Annotated in this window: 22 protein-coding genes, 1 other RNA gene and 1 pseudogene; 4 read left to right on the forward strand and 20 right to left on the reverse strand. The window is 51.5% G+C overall.

The window, feature by feature from the left end; all coding sequences use genetic code 11:
- The first annotated feature begins 428 nt into the window (after positions 1-428).
- Positions 429-935, forward strand: a complete 507-nt coding sequence (locus C2M24_RS04440) for a DUF721 domain-containing protein (protein WP_105199749.1) — start codon at positions 429-431, stop codon at positions 933-935.
- A gap of 47 nt (positions 936-982) precedes the next feature.
- Here C2M24_RS04440 and lpxC read toward each other — a convergent pair whose 3' ends face one another.
- From lpxC to C2M24_RS04530, 18 genes and pseudogenes are all read right to left on the reverse strand, one after another.
- Positions 983-1894 carry a UDP-3-O-acyl-N-acetylglucosamine deacetylase gene (gene lpxC / locus C2M24_RS04445; protein WP_105199373.1) on the reverse strand — a complete coding sequence of 304 codons (912 nt, stop codon included), beginning with the start codon at positions 1892-1894 and terminating at the stop codon, positions 983-985.
- 86 nt (positions 1895-1980) lie between these two features.
- Complete coding sequence (gene ftsZ, locus C2M24_RS04450) at positions 1981-3249, reverse strand: cell division protein FtsZ (RefSeq protein WP_105199372.1); 1269 nt, start codon at positions 3247-3249, stop codon at positions 1981-1983.
- A gap of 22 nt (positions 3250-3271) precedes the next feature.
- The gene (gene ftsA, locus C2M24_RS04455) at positions 3272-4501 is read right to left on the reverse strand and encodes a cell division protein FtsA (protein WP_105199371.1); all 1230 of its coding nucleotides are present in this window, start codon (positions 4499-4501) and stop codon (positions 3272-3274) included.
- Positions 4498-5277: a cell division protein FtsQ/DivIB gene (locus tag C2M24_RS04460; RefSeq protein WP_105199370.1), complete on the reverse strand. Its 780-nt coding sequence runs from the start codon at positions 5275-5277 to the stop codon at positions 4498-4500. Before C2M24_RS04460 ends, ftsA begins: the two co-directional genes overlap by 4 nt.
- Positions 5278-6189, reverse strand: coding sequence for a D-alanine--D-alanine ligase (locus C2M24_RS04465; RefSeq protein ID WP_105199369.1), 912 nt, complete (start codon positions 6187-6189; stop codon positions 5278-5280). It lies immediately after the preceding gene.
- Positions 6186-7658, reverse strand: a complete 1473-nt coding sequence (gene murC, locus C2M24_RS04470) for a UDP-N-acetylmuramate--L-alanine ligase (protein WP_105213439.1) — start codon at positions 7656-7658, stop codon at positions 6186-6188. Before murC ends, C2M24_RS04465 begins: the two co-directional genes overlap by 4 nt.
- The gene (gene murG / locus C2M24_RS04475) at positions 7658-8713 is read right to left on the reverse strand and encodes an undecaprenyldiphospho-muramoylpentapeptide beta-N-acetylglucosaminyltransferase (RefSeq protein WP_105213440.1); all 1056 of its coding nucleotides are present in this window, start codon (positions 8711-8713) and stop codon (positions 7658-7660) included. Before murG ends, murC begins: the two co-directional genes overlap by 1 nt.
- The gene (gene ftsW / locus C2M24_RS04480) at positions 8710-9930 is read right to left on the reverse strand and encodes a cell division protein FtsW (protein ID WP_105213441.1); all 1221 of its coding nucleotides are present in this window, start codon (positions 9928-9930) and stop codon (positions 8710-8712) included. The genes murG and ftsW overlap by 4 nt, the downstream gene beginning before the upstream one ends.
- A complete protein-coding gene (murD, locus tag C2M24_RS04485) occupies positions 9927-11261 on the reverse strand; it encodes a UDP-N-acetylmuramoyl-L-alanine--D-glutamate ligase (RefSeq protein ID WP_105213442.1) in 1335 nt (444 codons plus the stop codon). The genes ftsW and murD overlap by 4 nt, the downstream gene beginning before the upstream one ends.
- Entirely contained in the window at positions 11262-12344 is a 1083-nt protein-coding gene (mraY, locus tag C2M24_RS04490; protein WP_105199364.1) for a phospho-N-acetylmuramoyl-pentapeptide-transferase, read from the reverse strand.
- Positions 12344-13729 (reverse strand): UDP-N-acetylmuramoyl-tripeptide--D-alanyl-D-alanine ligase, encoded by a 1386-nt coding sequence (locus tag C2M24_RS04495; protein ID WP_105199363.1) that lies wholly within the window; start codon positions 13727-13729, stop codon positions 12344-12346. Before C2M24_RS04495 ends, mraY begins: the two co-directional genes overlap by 1 nt.
- Positions 13726-15194, reverse strand: a pseudogene (gene murE, locus C2M24_RS04500) (UDP-N-acetylmuramoyl-L-alanyl-D-glutamate--2,6-diaminopimelate ligase). The gene C2M24_RS04495 and the pseudogene murE overlap by 4 nt, the downstream one beginning before the upstream one ends.
- Positions 15187-17010, reverse strand: coding sequence for a peptidoglycan D,D-transpeptidase FtsI family protein (locus C2M24_RS04505; protein WP_105213443.1), 1824 nt, complete (start codon positions 17008-17010; stop codon positions 15187-15189). Before C2M24_RS04505 ends, murE begins: the two are co-directional and overlap by 8 nt.
- On the reverse strand, positions 17007-17333 hold the full coding sequence (gene ftsL, locus C2M24_RS04510; protein ID WP_105188517.1) for a cell division protein FtsL: 327 nt from the start codon (positions 17331-17333) through the stop codon (positions 17007-17009). The genes C2M24_RS04505 and ftsL overlap by 4 nt, the downstream gene beginning before the upstream one ends.
- Positions 17330-18268, reverse strand: coding sequence for a 16S rRNA (cytosine(1402)-N(4))-methyltransferase RsmH (gene rsmH / locus C2M24_RS04515; protein WP_105199360.1), 939 nt, complete (start codon positions 18266-18268; stop codon positions 17330-17332). The genes ftsL and rsmH overlap by 4 nt, the downstream gene beginning before the upstream one ends.
- A gap of 23 nt (positions 18269-18291) precedes the next feature.
- A complete protein-coding gene (mraZ, locus tag C2M24_RS04520; protein WP_105213444.1) occupies positions 18292-18750 on the reverse strand; it encodes a division/cell wall cluster transcriptional repressor MraZ in 459 nt (152 codons plus the stop codon).
- Positions 18751-19249: 499 nt separating this feature from the next.
- The gene (locus tag C2M24_RS04525) at positions 19250-20230 is read right to left on the reverse strand and encodes a glutathione S-transferase family protein (protein ID WP_105213445.1); all 981 of its coding nucleotides are present in this window, start codon (positions 20228-20230) and stop codon (positions 19250-19252) included.
- 9 nt (positions 20231-20239) lie between these two features.
- Positions 20240-21073 carry a pirin family protein gene (locus C2M24_RS04530; protein ID WP_105213446.1) on the reverse strand — a complete coding sequence of 278 codons (834 nt, stop codon included), beginning with the start codon at positions 21071-21073 and terminating at the stop codon, positions 20240-20242.
- A gap of 285 nt (positions 21074-21358) precedes the next feature.
- On the opposite strand from C2M24_RS04530, the gene C2M24_RS04535 reads away from it, so the two are divergent.
- The 3 genes from C2M24_RS04535 to C2M24_RS04545 all read left to right on the forward strand — a co-directional run bounded on the left by C2M24_RS04535 (position 21359) and on the right by C2M24_RS04545 (position 24608).
- Complete coding sequence (locus C2M24_RS04535; protein WP_105213447.1) at positions 21359-21931, forward strand: TetR/AcrR family transcriptional regulator; 573 nt, start codon at positions 21359-21361, stop codon at positions 21929-21931.
- Positions 21932-22069: 138 nt separating this feature from the next.
- Positions 22070-23050, forward strand: coding sequence for a DUF2860 family protein (locus tag C2M24_RS04540; RefSeq protein ID WP_105213448.1), 981 nt, complete (start codon positions 22070-22072; stop codon positions 23048-23050).
- A gap of 154 nt (positions 23051-23204) precedes the next feature.
- A complete protein-coding gene (locus tag C2M24_RS04545; protein ID WP_105213449.1) occupies positions 23205-24608 on the forward strand; it encodes an MBL fold metallo-hydrolase RNA specificity domain-containing protein in 1404 nt (467 codons plus the stop codon).
- Positions 24609-24677: 69 nt separating this feature from the next.
- On the opposite strand, the gene rnpB is transcribed toward C2M24_RS04545, so the two are convergent.
- An RNA gene (rnpB, locus tag C2M24_RS04550) (RNase P RNA component class A) lies at positions 24678-25048 on the reverse strand.
- 40 nt (positions 25049-25088) lie between these two features.
- Positions 25089-25958, reverse strand: coding sequence for a 16S rRNA (cytidine(1402)-2'-O)-methyltransferase (gene rsmI, locus C2M24_RS04555; RefSeq protein ID WP_105213450.1), 870 nt, complete (start codon positions 25956-25958; stop codon positions 25089-25091).
- Positions 25959-25970: the final 12 nt, after the last annotated feature.

Here is a 25970-nt window from a genome sequence, read left to right on the forward strand (position 1 = left end):
CGTTACATTCTCATCTGCGTTAAGCGCTCTGGTTCATCCCCTGGGGTTACCCTTTGGGACACTGCCAAGTCACTTGCGAACTTCGTTTATCCAATTTATACCGCACTCAAGTTACATAAGAGCGACTATTGTGGAGCTATTGAGTGTGACTGCTTGAGCGGTGTACTTTTGAGCGACATCATAACAAACTCAATGAATTGCAGCACCTAATAATACCAATTCCATTAGCACTTCCGGTAACTTGCCTTTACAGCAGAAAGCCTATTAAAAACTAATGGCATTGGTATTATCGCTGGCCTATCATAACGTTCAGAGAAATCTTTGCAAACTTAGCAATATAAAGTGGGTCTAAAGTACAGCAATAGAGACTCAAGCATTGCAATAGAAGTGGTGACGATTCAGTCAAATTCAAGAGGTGGATGCCGTTTATGGCAAAAGATCGCTATGCGCCAAAACAACTTAACGAAGTGCTGGGGCAATTAAACCCGCGGTTCGGCTCGCGCATCGCCAACTATGGCGCCAAAACTCAGGAGCTGGCCTCGCAGCAGCAGACTCTGCACCAAGCGGTGGGGGAAAACCTGGCGAAGAAATGCCGGGTAGCCAATATTCGCGACGGTGCCCTGATCATCGAGGCCCATAGCGCCACGGTGGCGATGAAGCTGAACTATATCAAGATGGATATTCTCTCGGCCTTTCGCCAGCAGGGCTTGGTGGATTTATGCCAGGTTAAAATAGTCACCTCTCCCAATGCGGCGCAGCGCGCACCTTTGGCGCAGGCACAAACGCAAGCGAAAAAGGCCAGCCAGGAACCCAGTAACAAGCGCGCCATGAGCGAGCAAACGGCTCACAATTTAGAATTGCTTGCCGAGCATGCACCGCCCTCTTTGCAGCAAAAATTAATGCGCTTGGCGCAACACGGCAGACAAAAAAAATGACGCTCTAAAGCGTCATTTTTTTATTCGATAGTTTTCTATCTGCAAGCTTAAGCCGTATGCAGTGCCAGAGCCGGAGCTGGCATGGTCACTGACTCTTCAAATGTTGCCCATTCCCATGCCGACTCGGTCGCCATGATTTTGCGCAGCAATTTGTTGTTCAGGTCATGACCCGACTTATAAGCGGTAAGCTTACCGAGAATGTTGTGGCCGGTCATAAACATGTCGCCCACACAGTCCAAGATCTTATGCTTAACGAACTCGTCCGCATAACGTAAGCCGTTTGGATTTAACACCTTAAACTCATCAAGAACAACGGCATTATCCATGCTGCCACCTAGAGCCAGGTTATTGGCATGCATATACTCGATGTCTTTCATAAAGCCGAAGGTACGGGCACGACTGATCTCTTCGATAAAGTTCTGTGCCGTAATATCCAGGGCAATGCGCTGGCGACTGTCGTTAATAGCTGGGTGATCAAAGGCGATTTCGAAATCGATATGAAAACCATCATAAGGTTCGATCTCGGCCCACTTATCACCCTCTTCTACGCGTACCTTTTCTTTGATACGAATAAAACGCTTGGCTACATTCTGCTCGGCGATACCGCCTTTTTGTAGCAGATAAATGAATGGCAAGGCACTGCCATCCATAATAGGTACTTCACCGCTATCAAGCTCAACAATCAGGTTGTCGATGCCTAACGCGGCTACCGCAGCAATCAGGTGCTCGGTAGTAGATAAGCGAACGCCGTCTTTATTAGTTAAACAGGTACACAATTGCGTATCGCCCACCGCTTCCGGGGTCGTTTCGAAATCCACAACCGGATCAAGGTCCACGCGACGAAATACTATCCCAGTATTCGCGCTCGCTGGTCGGAGAGTTAAGGAAACCTTCTCACCCTTGTGGAGACCAACACCCGTGGCTTTGACTACTTCTGCAATCGTACGCTGTTTGATCATAGGCTTTCGCTCACTTACTAAACTAAAATTAGACGGCGGATTCTACCACACATCGCACCAGTTAACAAATTAGTTTGTTTTTTAAACTAGTCTGCTTGCTTACGCAGAAACGCCGGGATATCGAAATAATCACCCGATTCTTCCTGCTTCTTCGGTGCAGCGCTGGCCTTGCTCTCTTGGCTAGTCACTACACTTGCCTGACTCGTAGTCGCACTATTACTGCTAAACGATGGCTCATCTACCGGCTTTGACTCTTCAAAGCTGGTTTGAGTTCCTTGGGTAGCAAAGCTTGGCACAAACATAGAAGTGCTTTGTGTGCTCTGCGTTCCTTGGGCGTTCACATCAGAACCCACGGCGCGCTTAAAGCCGTTGTCTACAACACCGAACTGAGGACGACGATCGCCACCTAGACCGGTTGCTACTACGGTTACGCGCAGCTCATCGCTCATTTCCATATCGATGGCAGTACCCACAACCACGGTGGCATTCTCAGAAGCCAGGGCCTTAACATGGTTACCTACGATCTCGAACTCTTCGATAGACAGGTCCATACCCGCGGTAATATTAACCAGGATACCCTTGGCACCGGTTAGATCCACGTCTTCAAGCAGTGGGCTTGAAATGGCTGCTTCCGCCGCTTCTTGTGCACGGTCTGGGCCAGATGCCGAAGCAGAACCCATCATTGCCGTACCCATGGCCGACATAACAGTACGTACGTCGGCGAAGTCGACGTTAATAAGGCCGGCGCGAGTAATTAGCTCGGCAATGCCTTGTACCGCACCGTAAAGTACGTCATTGGCTTTGGCGAAGGCATCAAGCAGGGTCGTGCCCTTACCCAATACTTTCAATAATTTATTGTTAGGAATGGTGATCAGTGAATCAACGATTTCCGCCAGTTCATTAATGCCGTGATCCGCTGCTGCAGCGCGCTTTTTACCTTCGAAATCGAACGGACGCGTTACTACCGCTACGGTCAAAATACCCAGCTCTTTGGCAATGCGAGCGACAACTGGCGCCGCACCTGTGCCCGTACCACCGCCCATACCGGCAGCGATAAAGACCATATCCGCACCTTGCAGGGCGCTTTTAATGGTTTCCGCATCTTCCTCGGCACTCTTCTTACCGATTTCCGGGTTGGCTCCGGCACCTAGACCTGAAGTGATCTGTGTACCTAGTTGCACCGTGACATCAGCCGATGACTTACGTAGTGCCTGCGCATCGGTATTGGCGGTAATAAATTTCACGCCTTCGATGTGCTGCTGCACCATGTGTTCTACGGCATTACCGCCGCCGCCACCAACACCTATTACCTTGATAACAGCTTCTTCGCTGTGCTCTTCCATCATATCAAACATAGTTTACTCTCCGACTTGAGTACTAAAACTCACCTTGGAACCATTTAGTAATACGGCCCCACCAGTTACCCTCGTCTGCTTTCGCTTTTGTTGCGTTGATCGACTGCATGGTCCGACCATATTGTAACAAACCTACGGCGGTTGCAAATGAGGGATCGCTTACATAATCGGTTAATCCCGTTATCCCTAGTGGACTACCGATACGTACCGGCATTTGGAAGATGTCTTCTGCCACTTCCAAAGCACCGGTCATCTTTGCACTGCCGCCGGTAACAACCAATCCAGCAGCAATTTGATCTTCAAAACCGGAGCGACGAATTTCTTCGAGCGCCAGTTCAAATAATTCTCTAAAGCGCGGCTCAACCACCTCGGATAAGGTGTGGCGCGACATAATACGCGAAGGACGTCCGCCCACGCTAGGTACTTCAATTTGTTCTTCATTACTGGCCATTTGGCTGCTGGCACAGGCGTACTGCACCTTAATGGCTTCGGCATGAGAAATAGGCGTACGGAAAATCTTGGCGATATCGCCGGTTACCTGGTTACCCGCAACCGGGATCACCGCAGAATGACGTAAAGCGCCATTGATATAGATGGTGATATCCATGGTGCCACCACCTATATCCAGTACCGCCACGCCCAGCTCTTTTTCGTCTTCGGTCAATACCGAGTAGCAAGACGCCAGGGCATTGAAGATCAGCTGATCAACCTGCAGGCCACAGCGCTCGACACATTTTTCAATGTTCTTCGCCATGTCGTTGGAACAGGTGATGATATGGGCCTTGGCTTCCATACGCACACCGCTCATGCCCAGTGGGTTCTTAATGCCCTCTTGCATGTCGATGCTGTATTCTTGCGGTAAGGCATGGAGCATTTTGCGCTCCGCAGAAATAGGCACGGAACGAGCAATGTGGATGACGTTGTCTATGTCTTCATCGGTCACTTCGGTGTTGTTAATTGCCACCACACCGGTTTCGTTCTGACATTGAATATGCTTACCGGAAATGCCCAGATACACGGAGCTAATGCGGCAGTCGGCCATCAGCTCGGCTTCGTCTATGGCGCGGCGAATCGACTCGGAAACCAGGTTCAAGTCATTCACGCCACCCTTATCCATACCATGGGATACCTGGCGGCCTACACCAACAATGCTGAGCTTGTTGTCATCGGTGATCTCACCGACCGTAGCCACCACTTTCGAGGTGCCCACATCCAAACCGATAACAAGGTTACGTTCTACTGACTTGGTCATACCTTACTCTTTTGTTCTTCTTCCGTTACTGCCAGCGGCTTAAATTGCACCGCAAGCCCGGTATCATATCGCAAATCAACGACATCTACCTGTACATCTTGACGTTTTTTCAAGTGTGGGTAGACATCAATAAATCTTTGTACGCGTTTTGCTTTATCATCACGCCCTAAATTAAGGCGAATGCCGTTATCTAACCATAATTGCCAGGCGAAACGCTCTGACAGCGCCAGGCTGGATAATTTCAAACCGTTTACCGCAAACAACTCTTCAAAACGATTAAAGGTCTGCCAGGCTTCCAATTCGCTGCCTTCGGGGCCGAACAAGCTAGGCAAGGAGTCCTTTATACCCTCCTGCGGCGCGGTGAATACCTGCCCCTTGCTATTAAGCAGTTGGTCGTCATTCCAAAGCGCTACCGCCTGATGCTCCACCACATACACCTGCAAGGTATCCGGCCATTGCTTGCGCACCGAGGCGCTGGCAACCCAAGGTAAATCGGTGACTAACTCCTGCACCTGCTTTACATCGAGCTCAAAAAAGCTGTCCAAATCCGCCTGTTTAATGGCGTCGATAATGGCGCGCTCGGCGGTATACTTGGGCTCACCCAACACCTGCAGCTGCTTGAGCTGGGCGTCCTTATCGCGAACCAGCCAGTCGGAGAAGTTGAAGGTCAACTTCAACACCATAAACACCACCAGCAGAAAAAAGCTCAAGCCAAACAGCAAGGACCAATTGGTTCCCTGTTTTAGTCCGCTCAGCTTTTCCCTTAATGTCGCCATTTACAGAGTTTGCTCCAAAATCTTCACTACCAGTGCGGTGAAATCTACGCCCGTGGCCTTGGCCGCCATAGGCACCAAGGATTTCTCCGTCATTCCGGGTACCGTATTTACTTCAAGCAGATAGAACTCACCGTCGGCGCCTTGCATGGCATCCACACGTCCCCAGCCCTTAGCACCCACAAGCGAAAAGGCCTGCTCCGCCATCTCTTGCAACTGCGCCGTTTGCGCTTCGCTTAGATCCGCCGGGCAATAATATTCCGTGGTGCTTGATTGGTACTTGGCCTGATAGTCATAGAAACCGCTCGGCGTGCGCATTTCAATCACAGGCAAGGCCTTATCACTCAAGATAGACACGGTAAATTCGCGGCCGCTTAGCCACTGCTCTACCAAGACCTCGTCGTCAAACTTAAAGGCGGCTTCCAGGGCTTGCGCCAGCTCTTCAGCATTGTTGGCCTCGGCCATGCCGATACTCGAACCTTCGTGCGAAGGTTTTACCATCACATGGCCCAGCTGCGCCATAATCTCAGCACAATCAAAGCCTTGGCTTTGCGACACTACTTTATAAGGAGCGGTGCGCAGGCCAGCCACCTGAAACAGGTGCTTACAGCGGATTTTATCCATCGCCAGGGCCGAGCCCAGTACGCTTGAACCTGTGTAGGGCAAGCCCATAAATTCCAATGCCCCTTGCAGGGTGCCATCTTCACCACCGCGACCATGTAGGGCGATAAAGACACGGTCAAAACCCTCTTGTGCAAGCTCATGCAGAGGGCGCTCAGCCGGGTCAAACTGGTGCGCATCGACACCGGCCTCAACCAAAGCCGCGTGCACGGCTGCACCTGATTTAAGCGATACTTCGCGCTCGGCAGATGACCCACCTAGTAAAACTGCTACTTTGCCAAATGCCTGACTCATGAGGATACCTGCTGTAACTTTTCAATCTGTAATTCGGTTGCGGCCAGCTTTTTCACCAACTGACCTATGTTGCCCGCACCTTGGGTGATCACCAGATCATCATCGGCCAAGGTGGTGGCTAATACGCTTGCTAACTCGTTGTTATCCGCCACATGCAAGGGCTCCTTGCCGCGCTGGCGCAGACTGCGGCACAGGCTTTTCGAGTCGGCACCGACAATCGGCTCTTCACCGGCGGCATAGACATCAAGCAAAATAAGCTGGTCGACGTCGCCCAAGACCTTAACGAAGTCTTCGTACAGGTCGCGGGTGCGGCTATAACGGTGCGGCTGATAAATCATCACCAGGCGCTTTTGTGGCCAGCCATCGCGGGCGGCCTTAATGGTGGCGGCAACTTCGCTGGGATGGTGACCATAATCATCCACCAGCATGACCTTACCACGCTCATTGGTAAACTCGCCGTAGTGCTGGAAGCGACGGCCTATGCCTTCGAACTTCTCCAGCGCTTGTAAAATCGCGGTGTCACCTATGCCTTCGTCCTTAGCAACGGCAATGGCCGCGGTGGCATTCAGGGCATTGTGCCTACCCGGCATATTCAAGGTCACCTCTAGGCGCTCGCCCTGCTTCGAAGTCACGGTAAAGGAGCAGGTGCTGGCATCCTGGCTGAAATCCGCCATACGATAGTCCGCATCTTCATGCTCACCATAGGTGATCACCTGACGGGAAAAGCGCGGGATCAGCTCACGAGCCACAGGTGAGTCGATACAAACCACCGCCAAACCATAAAACGGCAGGTTATGAATAAACTCCACATAGGTGTCCTTCATCTTTTCCAGACTGCCCTCATAGGTGTCCATATGATCTTCTTCGATATTAGTGATCACAGACACCATGGGCTGCAGGTGCAAGAAGGAGGCATCACTTTCATCCGCTTCGGCAATTAAGAAACGACTCGAACCCACTCGGGCATTACTGCCGGCGCTATTAAGCAAACCGCCGATAATAAAGGTGGGATCCAGCTTAGCCTCGGCAAAAATACTGGCAACCAAACTGGTTGTCGTGGTTTTACCATGGGTGCCGGCAATGGCAATACCATGGCGAAAACGCATCAGCTCGGCTAACATCTCCGCGCGACGCACAATAGGAATACGGGCGTTGCGGGCGGCGATGATCTCTGGGTTCTGTTCATTGATGGCGGTAGAAACCACCACCACGGAGGCGTCTTTTACATTATTCTGATCATGGCCGATAAACACCTCGGCACCGGCTTTAATCAAACGCTCCGTCATCGCACTTTGGGCGATATCCGAGCCGGTAATACGATAGCCTTCGTAGGCGAGAACTTCGGCAATACCACCCATACCGGCACCACCTATGCCGATAAAATGAATGGTTTCAACGCGGCGCATCGCCGGTCGTTGCCCCTGTTGTTGCGTGCCCTGCTGTTGGGCTGTGCCTGTTGTTACTGTCATTAACTATACTGCTCACATTGTTTTGCAACCGCTGCGGTTGCATCGAGTTTGGCCAGCGCCTTCGCGCGCTTACCCATCTCGGTAATTAATTGGGGCTGCTGAAAATACGGCGCTAGCGCCTCAACCACGGCGGTTTGATAAAAATCGCCTTGCTGCATACACAAGGCTGCATCGCCACCCACCAAATACTGGGCATTGGCGGTTTGATGGTCGTCCACGGCATGTGGAAATGGCACAAACAGGGCCATGCGTCCGGCCGCCGCTACTTCGCTCACGGTCAAAGCACCGGCGCGACAAATAACCAAGTCAGCCCAGGCATAGGCCGCATCCATATCGTCGATAAAGTCGCTCACCTTGGCCTCAAGCTGCTGCGCCTGATATTGCTCCTGCACCTTACTGGAGCGGCCCTTGCCGGTTTGGTGCCACACAGCTAATTCATGCTTTGTCGCCAGTTCGGCAAACACCGTTGGCAAGGTATCATTTAACACCTGTGCTCCCAACGAGCCACCCACCACCAGAATATTGATGGGCGAGCTGACCTCAACCGGGGTAATATTCATCAGCGACTGACGCACCGGGTTACCCACCACCTGAAAATCACTTTGTGGCAGAGCACCGGGAAAGGCACCCAAACAGCTGTTAGCCAGCTTGGCCAAAAGCTTGTTGCTCATGCCGGCCACAGCATTTTGCTCATGGATCACTAAGGGGATCCCTAAGCTTTTCGCCGCTAGGCCCACAGGCCCGGTAACATAGCCACCCATGGCCAACACCGCCGCCGGACGACGTTGCTTTAAAATCTTACGTGCCGCAAAAAAGGCCTTGATGATCATCAAGGGCGCTTGGAAGAGACGTTTTAAGCCATTGCCACGCACGCCCTGAGCACGAATAAAATCGATTTCTATGTCGTGCTTAGGCACCACATCCGCTTCCATTCTGTCGTCCGTGCCAATCCAGGAGACCTGCCAATCCTGCTCGCGCAGGTATTGGGCCACGGCGATGCCGGGAAAAATATGTCCGCCTGTGCCACCGGCAACCACTACCAGGGATTTATTCATACTGCCTCCTGTACTGCTGCGGGGCTAGGTACAACACGACGATGACCCCGGCCGTGACCTCTGGAGGTCGCCTGCTTGGTCGCCATCTTGGTTTCAAAGTCGATACGGAATAACACCCCAGCGGCAATGGCCATCACCAACAAGCTGGAGCCACCGTAAGAGATAAAGGGTAAGGTCAGTCCCTTGGTGGGTAAGATCCCGGCGCTGGCGCCGACATTAACCATGGACTGGAACGCAAACCAAATACCGATTCCCAGAGCTAAATAGCCCTCATATTCTTTATTGGCCTTAAGCGCACGCTGACCAATAAGCAAGGCTCTAAATACCAAGGTGCCCAGTAGCACCAAGACGGTAAACACACCAACAAAACCCAGCTCTTCGGCCACCACGGCAAAAATAAAGTCGTTATGGGCGTGTGGCATATATTGAAGCTTCTGCACGCTGTTACCCAGGCCCTGACCAAACCAGCCACCCTGACCGTAGGCCATCAGCGACTGTACTAATTGATAACCTTTACCAAAGGGGTCGTCCCAAGGCTCTAGAAAGCCCACAACCCGGGCCCAACGATAGGGTTCAAATACGATTAGGGCGATCACCAGACCTATACCAGAAAGCATCAGGACAAAGAACTGCCACAACTTGGCACCGGCCAGAAACAGCAGGCCAACCGTGGTCACAAACATTACTACTACGGTACCAAGATCCGGCTGCAATAGAATCAAACCTGCGTACAGAACAAAGACGCTAATGGGCTTCACAAACCCTTTAATATTCTCCTGCACCTCGTCGCGCTTACGTACCAGGTAACCTGCGAGGTAACTAAAGAAGAACAGCTTGGCCACTTCCGAGGCCTGAATATTGATGGGACCTAGTGGGATCCAGCGCTTCGAACCATTGATTTCACTACCCAAGACCAATACCGCAACCAAGAGGCCTAGGCCTACAAACAAGAGATAAGTATTGGCTACCTTCCACCACTGCATTTTCAAACTGGTTGCCAGGGTAAACAAGAACAGTGCCATCCCCATAAACACCGCCTGGCGCACCATAATATGATACGGATTGTCGAACAGGCGCTCGCCTTCAGGCATGGAGGCGCTGGTCACCATGACAAAACCAATTCCCACTAAACACAGCAGGGTATAAAGCAAGGGCACATCGTATAGCTGACCCGAGGGCTTCAGATGCAGTAGATCTTTAATGCGATCCCAGCTCATGCCTCCCCCTCATGCACTTGTTGTGCAAAGTCGTTACCGCGCACCATATAATTGGCATACATGTCCAGGCTGGCACAGGCTGGCGCCAGTAACACTATGTCGCCATCACGGGCGCAGGCCTTGGCGCAACGAACCGCTTCGGCCATGTCACCGACCAGATGACTACCGGGCTTGAGTGCGGCAATGGCAGCGCCATCTTTACCCAGGCAAATCAGCTCAGCGACCTGATTGAGTAACGGCTCTTGCAAGGGCGTTAAATCGGCGCCCTTGGCATCGCCACCGGCAATTAAAATCAAGCGTCCCGGTTCATCGGCAAAGCCGTTAATCGCGGCTATGGTGGCGCCCACATTGGTGGCCTTGGAATCGTTGAAGTAGCGCACCCCGTTTAGGGTATCTACATACTGACAGCGGTGATCTAAACCTGGGAATTCCTGCAGCGCCCGCTCATACACACCGGCGTCAAAGGCAAAGGAATGACACATGGCCATTACAGCCAACACATTCAAACGGTTGTGACTGCCTGGCAGTAAGCTGCTGGCGCAGGGCAAAATAGGCTGCTGACGAAAGGCAAAGTAGGCTTGACCCTGGTGCATCATAATATGGTAGTCGCCCTGCTCTAACCCAAAGCTGATACGCTCGGCGTTATTGCTCAGCAGCGGCGCCGTGTCGGCGTCTTCACTATTGAAAACGGCCAGCTCACAGCCCTGATAGATACGCTGTTTGGCATCGATATAGCCGCCCATATCCTCGTATCTATCCATATGATCTTCACACAGATTCAAAATACAGGCGCTTTTGGCCGCCAGGCTGGAGGTGGTCTCCAGCTGGAAGCTAGATAATTCTAAAACATAGGCATCGGCGTCCAGGGCCAGTAAATCCAGCACCGCGGTGCCGATATTACCGCCCAAGCCTATATGCAGGCCGCCGCGCTCAAGTACCTTGGCGAGCAAGGAAACCACGGTTGACTTGCCGTTTGAGCCGGTCACCGCCAACACAGGCTTGGTATTGATGCGGGCAAACAACTCGACATCGCCTATCACTTCCACGCCGGCGGCAATGGCTTGCTGCACTTGTGGGGTGGCCAATGCCAGTCCAGGGCCGATCAAGATTAAGTCGAAGGATGTCAGGTCGGCTTCTGCTAAGGGGCCAAAACGCTGCTCCAGATGCGGCACATGAGAGTCTAACCACAACTGAGTAGGCACCTGCTGACGCGAGTCGACAAGCACTGGCGCCAATTTATGAGCATGCAAAAAACGCACTGTGCCCAGACCGGAAACCCCCAGCCCAAGCACCGCGATACGTTTATTTTTAAGCGTCTTTAAATAGCCCATTTACCTGATCTTCAATGTTGCCAATCCAGCAAGTACCAGCACGATGGAAATAATCCAAAAGCGCACGATCACGCGCGGCTCCGGCCAGCCCTTTAATTCATAATGATGGTGAATAGGTGCCATGCGGAAAATCCGCTCGCCCCGTAACTTGTATGAGCCCACCTGCAGGATCACAGACACAGCCTCCATCACGAAGACACCGCCCATAATCACTAGCACCAGTTCCTGACGTACCAGCACGGCGATAATGCCAAGCGCACCGCCTAGAGCCAATGAGCCCACATCGCCCATAAAGACCTGCGCCGGGTAGGTGTTAAACCACAAGAAGCCCAGGCCGGCACCAACGATGGCGGTACAGACCACAACCAGTTCACTGGTCAGTGGCAAATGTGGCAGGTGCAGATAGCTTGAGAAATTCGCATGACCGGTCACATAGGCCATGATCGCCAGCGCCGACGCCACTAAAATGGTTGGCACTATGGCCAGGCCATCAAGACCATCGGTGAGGTTTACGGCATTGGACGTACCCACCACCACAAAATAGGTCATGATGATGTAGAAAAGCCCAAGCTGTGGCATCACATCCTTAAAGAAGGGCACGATCAATGCGGTTTCCGCCGCCTGTTGTGAGCTGGCATACAGGGCAAAGGCTACGATCAGGGCAATCACCGACTGCCAGAAGTATTTCCATTTGGCAATCAGACCCTTAGGGTCTTTGCGTATGACTTTACGATAATCATCGATAAAGCCGACAACGCCCAGAGAGCCAATCACAAACAAGGTGGCCCACACATATTTATTGCTTAAGTCGGCCCATAACAGGGTGCTGACAAAAATGGCGCCCAGAATAAGCAAACCACCCATGGTAGGGGTACCCGACTTGCTTAAATGAGACTGGGGACCATCGTCACGTACGGTTTGACCAATCTGCATGCGCTGCAAGGCGGCGATCAGCTTAGGGCCAAAATACAAAGACAGCATCAGCGCCGTCAGAATTCCCAGGATGGCTCTGAGCGTTAAATAAGAAAATACATTAAACCCGCTGTAAAACTGGGTTAGGTATTCAGCCAGCCACACTAACATTACTTCTCTCCCTCGCCGGCTAACTGTTTGCCATGCGCCACTAAATCTTCCACTAAAAGCTCCATGCGAGAACTGCGCGATCCCTTCACGACTACCGTTATTTTTTGTTGTGTCTGTCGTAAGTCCTTCAGCATTTGCTCAAGAAGTTGGTCGCGCCCAGAAAAGTGGCGTCCGGCTTGTTCATAGACATCACTGGCGTAACGGCTTAATACGCCCAGAGAATAGACGGCTTCAATGCCCTTTTGCTTGGCATATTCACCTACTTGTTGATGGTATTGTCGTGCACCTTCGCCGAGCTCATTCATATCGCCGAGGGCCAATACCCGGAAACCTGGCACTTGCGCCAATAAATCAATGGCCGCTTGTACCGATCTCACGTTGGCATTGTAAGTATCATCAATGACTGTAAGCTGACTTGTTACCTCGATAATGTTCACTCGTCCTTTGACCTGCGCCATATTGGCAAGGCCGCTGGCCACATCAGCCAGGCTGCAGCCCAGGCTGCTGGTTAATGCCGCGGCGATAAGCACATTAGTAACATTGTGCTGACCCGGCATGGCCAGAGTCACGGCAACACGCTCATCCTTATTGCAAAGCATAAAGGAAGCACGAGCCAGGGCATCCAGGGTCACCTCTTCGGCCCACACATCCAGATGTTCTTTGGTTGAAAACTGTTTTACCTGGCGGGTACCCAGACCATCGAGCCATTGTTGTTTAAACTCGCTGTCGGCATTGATCACCGCCACGCCATCCTCGGCCAAACCAGAGAAGATTTCGCCCTTGGCGGTGGCCACGCCCTGCAGGGAGCCAAATCCTTCCAGATGCGCTTCGGCCACATTGCAGACCACGGCCACATCCGGCTTGGTCAACGCCGTGGTATAAGCGATTTCGCCAAGGTGATTAGCACCGAGTTCAATCACAGCATATTGATGTTGTGGCTCAAGGCGTAACAAGGTCAGTGGCACGCCAATATCGTTATTGAAGTTACCCTTAGTAGCCAGCACCGGGCCTTTTTGCGCCAAAATGGCGGCACACATTTCTTTAACCGTGGTTTTACCCACGCTGCCAGTGATAGCGATGGTTTTCGGGGCTACCTCGGCTTTGACCGCGGCGCCTATCTGTCCAAGGGCTATACGAGTGTCGGACACCACCAGCTGAGGCAAGTGAGTTTCTACCGGGTGCGCTACGATCACCGCCACCGCGCCTTGGCGCTCGGCAACATCGATAAAGTTGTGGCCATCAAAGTTAGGGCCTTGCAGCGCTAAAAACACCTCGCCGTCGCATAAGGTGCGGGTATCTGTATTGATATTGCTCAGGCTGCTGTTGCTGCCCTGATAGCTAATACCTAAGGTCTTGGCTAGCCAATCTAAGTCCATACTGATCATGATGCTGCTCCTTGTGCCAATAACTGCTGCACCAGGGTGCGATCACAAAACGGCAATACCTGATCGCCGATAATCTGGTAATCCTCATGACCCTTACCGGCGATAAGCACTATATCGCCTGGCTGCGCCTGAGTAATGGCCAAGGCAATAGCCTTGGCGCGGTCAATTTCATACTGCACATCGAGGTTAGCGCTAAAACCGGCGCGGATATCATCGAGGATGGCTTGCGGGTCTTCACTGCGCGGATTGTCACTGGTGACCACGATACGGTCGGCGTACTTTTGCGCCGCCTTGGCCATCAATGGACGCTTGCCCTTGTCGCGGTCGCCACCACAGCCGAATACGCAGGTGACCTTACCATGGGCATGCTGATGCAGGGCTTGTAGGGCCAACTCGATGGCATCCGGGGTATGCGCATAATCGACCACGCAGGTCAGGCCATTAGCGGCGCTATAGGCCTGCATACGACCTGCAATAGGTTGCAGCTGCTTGCACGCCGCCAACAACTGCTCCAAGGGGTAACCCAACCCCAGCAAGGTGGCCAACGCGGCACCCAGGTTATAGAGGTTAAACTCGCCAAACAGAGGTAAGGTGACTTCGCCCTCACCCCAACTGCTGTCGATATGCGCCTTTAAGCCGTGAGGCAGGAATTCCACCTTGCTGAAATACAGGTAACGGCCATGGGTTGGCGGCAGCGTTTTACGGCCATACACCACCAACTCGGGGAATTCATATTTTTCCAACCAGGTCTGCGCCACCGCATCATCCTGATTAAGTACCACCAGCTCGGCATCACAGTCACGCATCAGGATCAGCTGGCATCGCCGTAGCTTTGCATATCGCCATGATAGTCCAGGTGGTCGCGAGATAGGTTAGTAAACACCGCGGCCTTAAAGCGGCTGTTGGCCACACGCCCCTGGATCAGGCCATGAGAGGATACCTCCATCGCCACCAGCTGTTTGTGCTGCTCTTTTAGCTGAGCAAAAATCTGTTGTAACTCAACGCTCGACGGCGTGGTATTAGCCAGCTCGTTAAGATTATCCAGCTCACCCCAGCCCAAGGTACCGATAATGGCACTGGAATGTTGGCAATGCTGTGCCAGAGTAGCGATCATCGCCGTGGTCGAGGACTTACCATTGGTGCCGGTCACCCCGACCAAATCAAAGGCGTGGCTGGGCTGACCATAAAAGCTCGCCGCCAGCTCGCTCAAACGCAGACTGAGACGATCAATGACGATAATGCGCTCATCGTCGCAATTAAGTTCACAGCGACTGTCGGCAATCACCGCACTGGCACCCTGGGCGAGCGCTTGCTCGGCAAACTGACCACCGTCGAGTTGATGACCTTTGATGGCCACAAACACATCGCCACGTTGAACGCGGCGACTATCTAATTGTAATTCGTTGACCAAGCCTATCTCGGTATCGATTCCCCAAGGGGCGAGTACTTCGCGAAGATTACGCATCTCCACCTCCCTTTACTGCTAGGTTGGCTACCGGTTCTAAATCGGGCGCCACGTTAAGGATACGCAGCGCATTGGAAATTATTTCGGCAAAGGCCGGACCCGCGGTGGCACCGCCATAATACACATCGCCACCGGGTTCATTGACCATGACCACCACGGCCAGGCGCGGGTCGCTTACCGGACCGACGCCGGCAAAATAGCCGACATATTCGTCGCCGTAACCACCGGCGACCGCTTTCTTAGAAGTACCTGTCTTCGCTGCGACGCGATAACCATCGACCTTCACCTTGTTCGCTGTGCCGCCTTTCTCAAATACGCTTTCCATCATTTCGACAACAGCTTTGGCGTCTTGTTCTTGAAAAACGCGCTCTCCAGGTAAGGGTTCTTCTTGTTTTAATATGGTCAGTGGACGTGAAATGCCGCCGGCACCCAAGGTCGCATAAAAACGCGCCAACTGGGCCGTACTTACCGAGATGGCATATCCGAACGACAAGGTGGCAATTTCAAAATCAGACCAGCGACGGTTAGGATAAAACAAACCACTGCTCTCACCCACCATGCCAGTGCCGGTATCGCTGCCGAAGCCTACGCGCTCGAACAGGCCGACAAAGTAGTCTTTAGGCAGGTCTTGTGAAATTTTTGCCACACCCATGTTACTTGAAACCTTAAGGATCTCGCGCAGCGACATCTCGCCACGGTTACGGGTGTCTTGTACCAGACTGCCACCGACGCGCATCCAGCCCGGGTAGGTGTCTATGGTGTCGTTGGCGTCAATATTGCCATAATCCAAACCGGCTAGGATAGTCAGTGGTTTAATGGTTGAACCCGGCTCGAATAAGTCGGTAATGGCGCGGTTACGACGCTTATGCGGCGCCGCATCTTCCAAATTATTGGGGTTAAACGAGGGGCTGTTAACCATGGCGAGGATCTCGCCGGTTTTAACATCCACCACCATGGCGGAGCCTGATGTGGCCTTGTAGGTCAACACCGCAGATTTAAGCGCTTTGTAGGCAATAACCTGGATACGCTGGTCGATAGACAGCTGAATATCTTCCGGTTCCACGCGCTGACGCTCGTCCAGAACGGCAACTTCGCGGCCACGGGCATCCTTACGAATAGTGCGGCGCCCTTCTGTGCCGGTCAGCGCTTCGTCATAGAGCTTTTCAATGCCTTCGATGCCCTGACCGTCGATATTGGTAAAACCAAGAACATGGGCGGTGACTTCACCGGCGGGATAATAGCGTTTGGACTCGTCAAGCAGGTGCACGCCCGGTAGATTCAACTCATTGATATAGTTGGCCACAGCGGGTGTTACCTGACGTTTTAAATAGATAAAGCGACGGTCTTTATCGCCGATTAAGCGGGTGTCGACATTGGTGCGCTCTAAGCGCAGCACATCGGCCAGCTCACGCCAGCGCATATCTTGCTTGTAAAAGGCGGCTTTAAGATCGGCCAGATGCTCTGGACGGTCGAGAATATCCTGCGGATCTTCCCCTTGCTTTTTCGCGCGCTTCACCACCTTGCTTTGCAGGTACTTGTCAATGGCTTTAGGGTCGGCATAAACGCTGACCACGGGCACACTGACCGCCAGCTCTTTGCCCTGACGATCGAAGATCATGCCGCGCTGCACATGGAGCTTTTCTACCCGCACGGTGCGCTTGGCATTTTCGCTGCGTGCCTTATCCGGCTCGATCACCTGCAAATAGGCGGCGCGGGCCACCAAAGTCACAAAAACCAGCAGCACAGCAGCGCATACCAGCACAAAGCGCCAGGTAATTAAATTGTTTGCATTGCTTTTGCGTTTCGCTGCTCTCATGGCACTATCACCACTTCTTCATCTTCGCTGGTTGGTCTTTTCATATTCAGCTGCTCGGTGGCAATTTGCTCTATCCGTGCATGCTGAGAATAAAATTCTTCTTCTACCAATAAATAACGCCAATTTAGGTCAAGCTCGTCACGTTCTTGCAGCAGCTTGTCTTGAGCAATCAGCTGCGCCCGTGATAAGTGCGTCACCTGGACTATGGCTAACGCACTGAACAGAATAGAAAAAAGCAGCCCCAACGTTAGCTTGTTGTCAATCAATCCCCGTATTATCTCGACGAAGAGGTTTGGTTGGCGTTTTACTGGTTGTTGGCTCATCCCAATCTCTCGGCTACACGAAGGACGGAGCTGCGCGCACGGCTATTGCGAGCGATCTCTTCATCGCTCGGCTTAATGGCTTTGCCTACTGCCTTTAACGTCAGTTCTTTATTTAATTGTGCATCGGTTAATGGCAGACCTCTAGGCACAGCCTCTCCCTTGCTCTGCTTCTTGATAAATTGTTTTACGATACGGTCTTCCAACGAATGGAAAGAAATCACTACCAGGCGACCGCCGGGCTTAAGCACCGACAAGGATGCCTGCAACGCGGTTTGAATCTCTTCCAGTTCGCTGTTGATATAAATACGAATGGCCTGGAAGGTACGTGTGGCGGGGTGCTTGTGTTTGTCTTTCACCGGCACCGCCTCGTCAATTAACTGCGCCAATTGTGCCGTGGAGTTAATCTCGGTGTGTGCTCTGGTTTCGATGATCTTGGTGGCGATACGACGGGCAAATTTCTCTTCGCCGTACTTTTTAAACACAAACACCATGTCTTCTAATTCGGCCTCGGCCAACCATTGGGCGGCACTACGCCCCTGGCTTGGGTCCATGCGCATATCCAGCGGGCCGTCTTTCATAAAGCTGAAGCCGCGTCCGGCATCATCTAGCTGCGGTGAAGAAACGCCGATATCCAGCAGGATACCGTCGACCTGACCTGTGATCCCAGCCGCCTCGGCGACCTCATCAAGACGCGAAAAGCGACTATGGGCAATGCTAAAACGAGGATCATCGGCAAAGCGCTTGGCGGCGGCAATGGCCGTAGGGTCCTGATCTATGGCCTGCAAGCGGCCCTTTTCTCCCAAACGGGCAAGAATCTCGCTGGAGTGGCCGCCACGGCCAAAGGTACCATCGATGTAAATGCCGTCTGGCTTAATCGCTAAGGCATCAATGGTTTCCGTCATCAGTACGGAGATATGTTGAAATTCTTCGCTCATGCGTGTGCTCGCGCCCTATAGAGTTAGAATGAAAAATCGCCTAGATCTTCATCCTGATCAAAATCTTGTTCTAATTCGATGGCAATATCTTTGGCCATCCGCTCTTGCCACAACGTCTCATCCCAGATTTCAAACTTGTTCGATTGCCCTACCAAAACGATTTTCTTATCGAGCTTTGCATAATCGCGCAAATGCGGCGCCAGCAACACACGGCCATTCTTATCAAGCTGATAATCCATGGCGTTACCCAGTACCAAGCGCTGCATGCGTTTGGCCCGTTCTTTCATATTCGAGAGGGCGGCGAGACGCTGTTCAACGATTTGCCATTCACTGAGGGAGTAGAGCAACAAACAGGGGTCGCCAATATTGATGGTGCATATAATTTCGCCGCCATTATCCGCAAGCAGCTGATTACGATACTTGGTTGGTATCGCAAACCGGCCCTTGTCATCAAGGCTGAGTGTGCTTGTGCCGCGAAACATGAGTTAAAAATGCCGTCCGTTTGTTGCTTGTTATTGTTTGCGGGTTATAGATCCATAAAGATCCACTTATACCCACAATTTCCCACTGAACTACAGTCTAGGGCTTGACAAGGCTTTTTGTCAAGCAATGAAAGTGTGGAAAATGGCGTCTAACCCTAGATAAAATGCGGCTTTAAGGGAAGTCCCTGAATTAGGTGGAAAAAAGTGGAGTGGATGATTAGAGAGGCATCTTTCGTTCACTTTTTATTCAAGTTTGACATCAAAAAGTTCAGGCTACCCGCCCTCTAGAGCGGATAAAAGCTAGGTATTTTGTATTAACAATTGAGCGTTTAAAAGACAAAAAATGGCTGTTGTGAGCCGCCATTTCTGCCCTCAAAGTGCCTTTATAAGGGACGGAATTGAATGTAAATAATTTTACTCTCACTGGAGCAAGCGGATAAAAAACAGGCAAGAAAATGTCGCGCCGGACAGTTCCGACACGACATAGGTTATCACACGCCTAAGCGAAAAAGCGGCGGTTATGAGGGCGGGTAAAGTCTAGTCTGGGTCCCTTAGGCACCACGCGTGTGGGGTTAATTTGGCCATGACTAAAATAATAGTGACGCTTTATATGGTTAAAGTCTGTGGTATCGGCCACACCCGGGTGCTGATACAGCTCACGCACATATTGAGATAAGTTCGGATAACTCTCTATGCTGCGCAGATTGCACTTAAAGTGGCCGAAGTACACGGCATCAAAGCGGATCAAGGTGGTAAATAAACGCCAGTCAGCCTCGGTGAGCCTGTTGCCCACCAAGTAGCGCTGTTTACTCAAGCGCAGCTCTAGGTGGTCCAGGGCCTTAAACAAAGCATCAAAGGCTTGCTCATAGGCTCGCTGCGTGGTCGCAAACCCAGCGCGATAAACGCCATTATTGATATTTTCGTAAACAAAGGCGTTGATCTCGTCTATTTCACTGCGCAACTCTTGCGGATAAAAATCCTGTTCGTCCCCGGTCAGGGCGTTAAACGCCGAATTAAACATACGTATGATTTCTGCCGATTCATTGCTGACAATGCGGTTGGTTTGTTTGTCCCACAGCACGGGCACGGTCACCCGGCCGCTATAATCCGCTTTATTACGCGTGTAGATCTGGTGCATAAACTCACTGGCAAACAATGCATCGCCGCTGCTGCCCTCTCCTCGATTGAAGGTCCAACCGTTTGAGAGCATATCCGGGCTGACCACGGACACATCTATGTAGTCTTCCAACCCCTTAAGTTGGCGAAATATCAGGGTGCGATGGGCCCAGGGACAGGCCAGAGACACATATAAATGATAGCGCCCCCTTTGTGCCTTAAATCCCGCCTCGCCACTTGGGCCCGCTTCACCATCGGCCGTCACCCAGTTACGCAACTGAGCCGCTTCCCGGTTAAATTCCCCCTGACTCGATTCAGTGTCATACCATTGATCGCGCCATTGACCTTGTACTAATAATCCCATGCTGCTCTCCTATTCGATTGTGCCAAAACGACCGGCCTGATAGTCGCGCACCGCTTGCATCAACTCTTCTTGCGTGGTCATCACGAAGGGCCCCATATGGGCGATCGGCTGCTTCAAAGGTTCACCGGCCAAGATCAAAGCGCCGCCTCCGTGCTCCGAGCTAAGAGCAATGTCACTGCCCGGCTCAAGGATCAAAAGATCACCCGCCTTATATTGGCCCTGCGTCAGGCTTCCCGTATGGATATAGACCATCACCTTAGACTGATGTAGCGGCGCTAAATCCAGCCGCCCACCGGGTTGCAACTCCACATCGGCCAACGCCGCATCTGCCGCCAGATTATTAAGCGGCGACTCGGCAATTTGCTCTGCCACTTGCCAGCTACCACCAAGTGCACGCAAGCGGGCACCAGTGCCATTTTCAATGACCGGCAAGGGTGTAGAGGTAGAATCCTGGTAGCGAGGCGGACGCATTTTCTCGGCACTGGGCATATTGATCCAGATTTGAAAACCATGCAGGCCCTCACTTTCGGCCAAGGGCATTTCACTGTGTATGACCCCACGACCCGTACTCATCCACTGCACATCGCCACTGCGAATGGCCTTTTGATTACCCAGGTGATCCCTGTGCTCAAAGCCGCCTTTTATCAGATAGGTAAAGGTTTCGATGCCGCGGTGGGGATGCGGCGGAAAGCCCCCCATATAATCTTTGCGATCATCGGACTTAAGCTCATCTAACATAAGAAACGGATCAAGATAACGCCCATCGAACCCGGCCACGCGGCGAATATTAACGCCGTCACCATCCTGTGTCGGCAAGGCCTGTAATACTTTTAAAACCTTCATTGAGTCTCTCCAAAGTTCTGTTACAGCCAGTTTAGTGTGCGTTTTTACTAAATGTAATGCGGGAAATCAGCATGGAGGGTGCTAATTTTTAGCATTCAAATTTAGCTGCCGCACAGGCAAGAGTAATCAGTTGTAACTGCCCCGCTCAAAGCGGCTCACCAGGTTAAAAAGCGTGCCCACAATTGACAATTTGTAACCTAAGTTTGCCATACCCGTGTCGGCCGTTGACAGGCCAAGACCCTAAGGCTGATAATTCCCTCGCCTTAAGTGAACGTTCGTTTTGTTATGAGATTAAAAGACGATAATAAAAAGCAAGCCATCTATCGCGCCGCCATGAGCGTGGTTACCGAGCAAGGGCTCGCCGGTGCATCCATGTCGAAAATTGGCCGGGCGGCCGGCGTGTCGGCATCAACCTTATATGTTTATTTCGAAAATAAGGAAGACATGCTGAACAAGCTGTATGTGATGCTCAAGGAAGAATCGGCAAATGCCTATTTCGGCGACGTGAATAGCGACACCTCGGTAAAGAGCGTTTTTTGCCAATATATTCGCAATATGTTTGCTTTTTTTATCGCTAATCCCATTATGTTTTCTTTTCAGGAGCAATTTAAAAATTCGCCTAATGTCAGTGCCCAGGCGCGTGCACGGGGCCTAGAGTGCGATGCACCTTTACATGAGCTTTACACCCGGGCCGTAACCGAAGGATTGGTAGTCAGTTACCCGAAACCAGTTGTGCATGCACTGACCATAGCCCCCATCACTCACCTGATCCAGGCTCATCTGAACCGGGAAATCGAGGTGGATGCGCAATTGCTCGAGGCGACGGTCGATATGGCATGGCGGGCGGTAAGCCGCTAACTCTATTTAGAGCCAAATACACAAGCAGGTAATACACACCTGTTTTTTTACACCCTTTAAAAGAACGAACATTCGATTAAAGAAATTAAATTGCTTACCCAGTCATTGAAAAGTTTTTAACCGTGGAGACACAGAAGTATGAAGATTCAATATTTAGCACCTATCGCCTTTCTAGCCAGTGGCAGTGCCTTCGCCGATTTAGGTGAGGCGGGCTGGAGTGGCGACGTATCCTTTATGGCCAGTGCCCGCAGCCACAAAAGTAACCTCTACAGCGGTGATGATGAGGTCAAAAATGGCACCTTGAATAGCAAGGGCAACAAAGAAGACGACGTAGTTGCCTTCCCTATCGGGTCGGTCAAATACACCTTTGGCGATACCAATAACCAGCAATTTTTTATTAACGGCGAAACCCGTGATGGTGTGCGCACCGGGTTATTCTCCGTTGCCCTGGGTTACCGCGTGGAAGTGGGCGAGAAATCCACCCTGGCCGTGGCTCTGATCCCCAATGTGATCGCCGATGAAGTATGGCGCGACCCCTATATGACCGACGAGCGCCGCCACGACACAGATATGGGTGATGACGCGGTGCGCATTACTTATAACAACATTCTCGATACCAACTTTTACGCCCAATTAACCGGCTTTAACCGCGAGGTAGACGATGAGGATTCGGGCCTCAACAGCTACTCGGCATTTCAGGACCAGCTAGAGCGTGAAGGCGACGGTTACTACCTCGAAGCCGGTTATGTGTTTGATCTAGGCCCACAGTCAAAATTCAAACTAGGCGCCAACTATAACGATTTCGATGCCGATGGCGATGCCATGTCTCTTGATGGTTACGGCGTAGAGCTAACCTACACCGCAGTATTCGGTAATCACTCTTTGGCCCTGTCGGCGCGCTACCGCAGTACGGAAAATGATGTAATGAACCCCATTTTCAATCAGGTACAAGAAGACGATCGTTACTCGGCCATCCTAGCTTACAGCTACGACAAAATTGAGGGCTGGGACAATTGGTCAATTGTCGCCTCCGGTGGTACACGTCGCACCGACTCCAATATTGAGTTTTACGATGAAACCGAAAACTTTGCCGCCATGGGTCTGCGCTACCGTTTTTAAAGCTAAGAGCGATGCACAAGGACGTGACTTAAAGCGAGCTAGATGCTCGCTTTTTTCATTTTTATAGCGCCAAAACCTAAGGCCCGGCTCACACTTAGTCATTTTCCTCACTAAACTCATACTAGAAAAGCGAGTTATTTTGTGAGTTTATTTTATGGCTAAAATTACATTTCATGGCGCGGCGCAAGAAGTAACAGGCTCATGTCATCTGCTCTCCACACCGGCTCTTGGTGAAGTGTTACTCGATTGCGGCATGTTGCAAGGCATGAGAGGCAAACATAAGGTATCCAAAAAGCAGTTTAACTTTAATCCCAGGAGCATAGATGCCGTTATTTTATCCCATGCCCATTTAGACCATTCCGGCCGTTTACCCTCTTTAGTTCATGATGGCTTTGAAGGCCCCATCTATTGCACCGAAGCAACCTCACAGTTACTCCCTGTGATGCTTTTAGACGCCCTGGGTCTGTATGAAAACGATCTGATGCGGGAAAACCGCAGGTTAATGCGCAAGGGCAAGCCAGAAATTGAGCCTCTGTATTCTAAAGCCGACGTGTTAAAGGTGTTCGATTTACTTAAGCCCATCGCTTATAGAGAAAAGAAACAATTAGGGGATGGGGCCTTGCTGTGCTTCTACGATGCCGGACATATTCTCGGCTCGGCCATTGTGGAATTAAAATTCGATGATGAGGGTCTACAAAAAACCTTGGTTTTCTCTGGGGATTTAGGCAACAAGGACACCCTGCTGATGAATGATCCCACCTTGCTTGAACATGCCGATATAGTTCTTATGGAAGGCACCTATGGCGATCGGGAGCATAAGTCACTCGGCGATACCCTAACCCAATTTAAAGAGGTATTACACCAAGCGTTTGAAAATGGCGGTAATGTGATGATCCCAGCCTTTGCCGTGGGCCGTACCCAGGAGCTATTGCTGTATCTGGGTAAATTGCAGATGGCCGGTGAGCTGGATAACTGGCAAATCTTTTTAGACAGCCCCATGGCGATAGAGGTCACGCAAATTTACGATCAGTGGCTGCCTACCTTGGATTGTGAAGGCGTCAAACCCTTATGCACGGGGGAGCAAACCCTGCTGAAAAACTTTCTTTCCACCCTGCATTTAATGGTGAGCGCCGAAGACTCCATGTCCATTAATAAGATCAGCAAGGGCGCGCTTATTATTGCCGGCAGCGGCATGTGTACCGGCGGGCGTATTACCCACCACTTTAAGCACCGTATTTGGGACAGTCGCAACACCTTAATTTTTGTCGGTTTTCAGGCCTACGGTACGCTCGGGCGCATACTGGTTGAAGGTGCGCAGCATATTAAACTCTTTGGTGACGATTTTATTGTTAAGGCCAATGTAGAAACCCTGGGCGGCTTTTCTGCCCACGCTGGACAAAGGGAACTGATTAACTGGGTTGCCAATTTTAAAAGCTTTCCCAAGGTGGTGTTGGTCCATGGCGAACCGGATGCCCTCACGGCTTTGTCAGAAAAACTGCTACACGAACACAATATTAAAGCCGAGATACCCATTTTAGGGCAAAGCATCGAGTTTTAATGGGGTTGTAATTTGTCGAACTAAGGTGAGATCCCAAAAGCCGCCTGAATAATCAGGCGGCCATGGAGTTTGTTGAGTCAGCCTGTAAGCCGGGTTCTGTTCTTTCCCGAGGGAAAGCGATAATCATTCGTCTAGGCCTAAGATCGCTCTTAGGCTCAAGCAACCTACCCGGTTCCGATGTGGGCCACACCATAAGGAACCCTATTTGGTCTTGCTCCGGGTGGAGTTTACCCTGCTGCCAACTGTTACCAGCGGCCCGGTGCGCTCTTACCGCACCCTTTCACCCTTACCGGTCCCGAAGGACTTAGGCGGTCTTCTCTCTGCTGCACTTGTCGTAGGCTTGCGCCCCCCAGCCGTTAGCTGGCACCCTGCCCTGTGGAGCCCGGACTTTCCTCCCCCTGATCATTTTCGTCACAGGCAGCGATTATCTAGCCGACTCGGGCGCTATTATACCTATTTACGCCTAACTAGCCAGCACGATCACTCCTGCTCCAGCATGCTTTTATAGAGGGCATTTTTCTTAAGGCCAAAATAATCGGCGGCAACGCCACAGGCTTTTTTAAGCGGCATATCCGCTTTTAAAAGTTCGATAAGGCGAATGGCCTCAGGATCAATATCTGTTTTGTCCGCAACCTTGCCCGGCAGCATAAGCACTATTTCCCCTTTTTGACGAGCCGGATCTTCTTCCAAGAAGGCGATCAGCTCAACCACAGTGCCGCTGAAAAAGGTTTCAAAGCTTTTGGTCAGCTCCTTGGCCAGTACAACCTGCTGTTGCTCACCCAGAGCCTGCTGTAAATCGTCCAAGCTGGCCATAATCCTGTGCGTGCTCTCATACATTATGCTAGTGATACCCGTGCTATGAGCCTGCTCATAGAACTCTTGGCGAGCCTTGCTCTTAGCTGGTAAAAAGCCAACGAACTGGAATTTATCCGTGGGTAATCCAGAGCAGCTCACCGCGGCAATGGCGGCGCAGGCACCTGGAATAGGCGTGACCCGAGCACCACTGGCGCGACACAGACTCACAAGAGCATAGCCTGGATCACTAATAAGCGGCGTGCCAGCATCGCTGACCAAGGCGACATTCAGCCCCTCTTCAAGCCACTGCAGAATTTGCTGTGCTTTTTGCTTTTCATTATGGTCGTGCAGAGCCATAGTGCGCTTAGTGATCCTTAAGTGAGATAGCAACTTGGCAGTATGACGGGTGTCTTCAGCCGCGATTAAGTCGACCTCGGCTAGGGTTTTGATTGCACGCTGGCTGATGTCATCTAAATTACCTATGGGCGTGGCAACTATATATAAGGTGCCGGCGTTTGTGTGGGGATGATGGGTTGAAATATCCGCATTGGACATTGAGCTCTCCTG

Source organism: Pseudoalteromonas sp. T1lg22, assembly GCF_002964645.1.
Classification (GTDB): domain Bacteria; phylum Pseudomonadota; class Gammaproteobacteria; order Enterobacterales; family Alteromonadaceae; genus Pseudoalteromonas.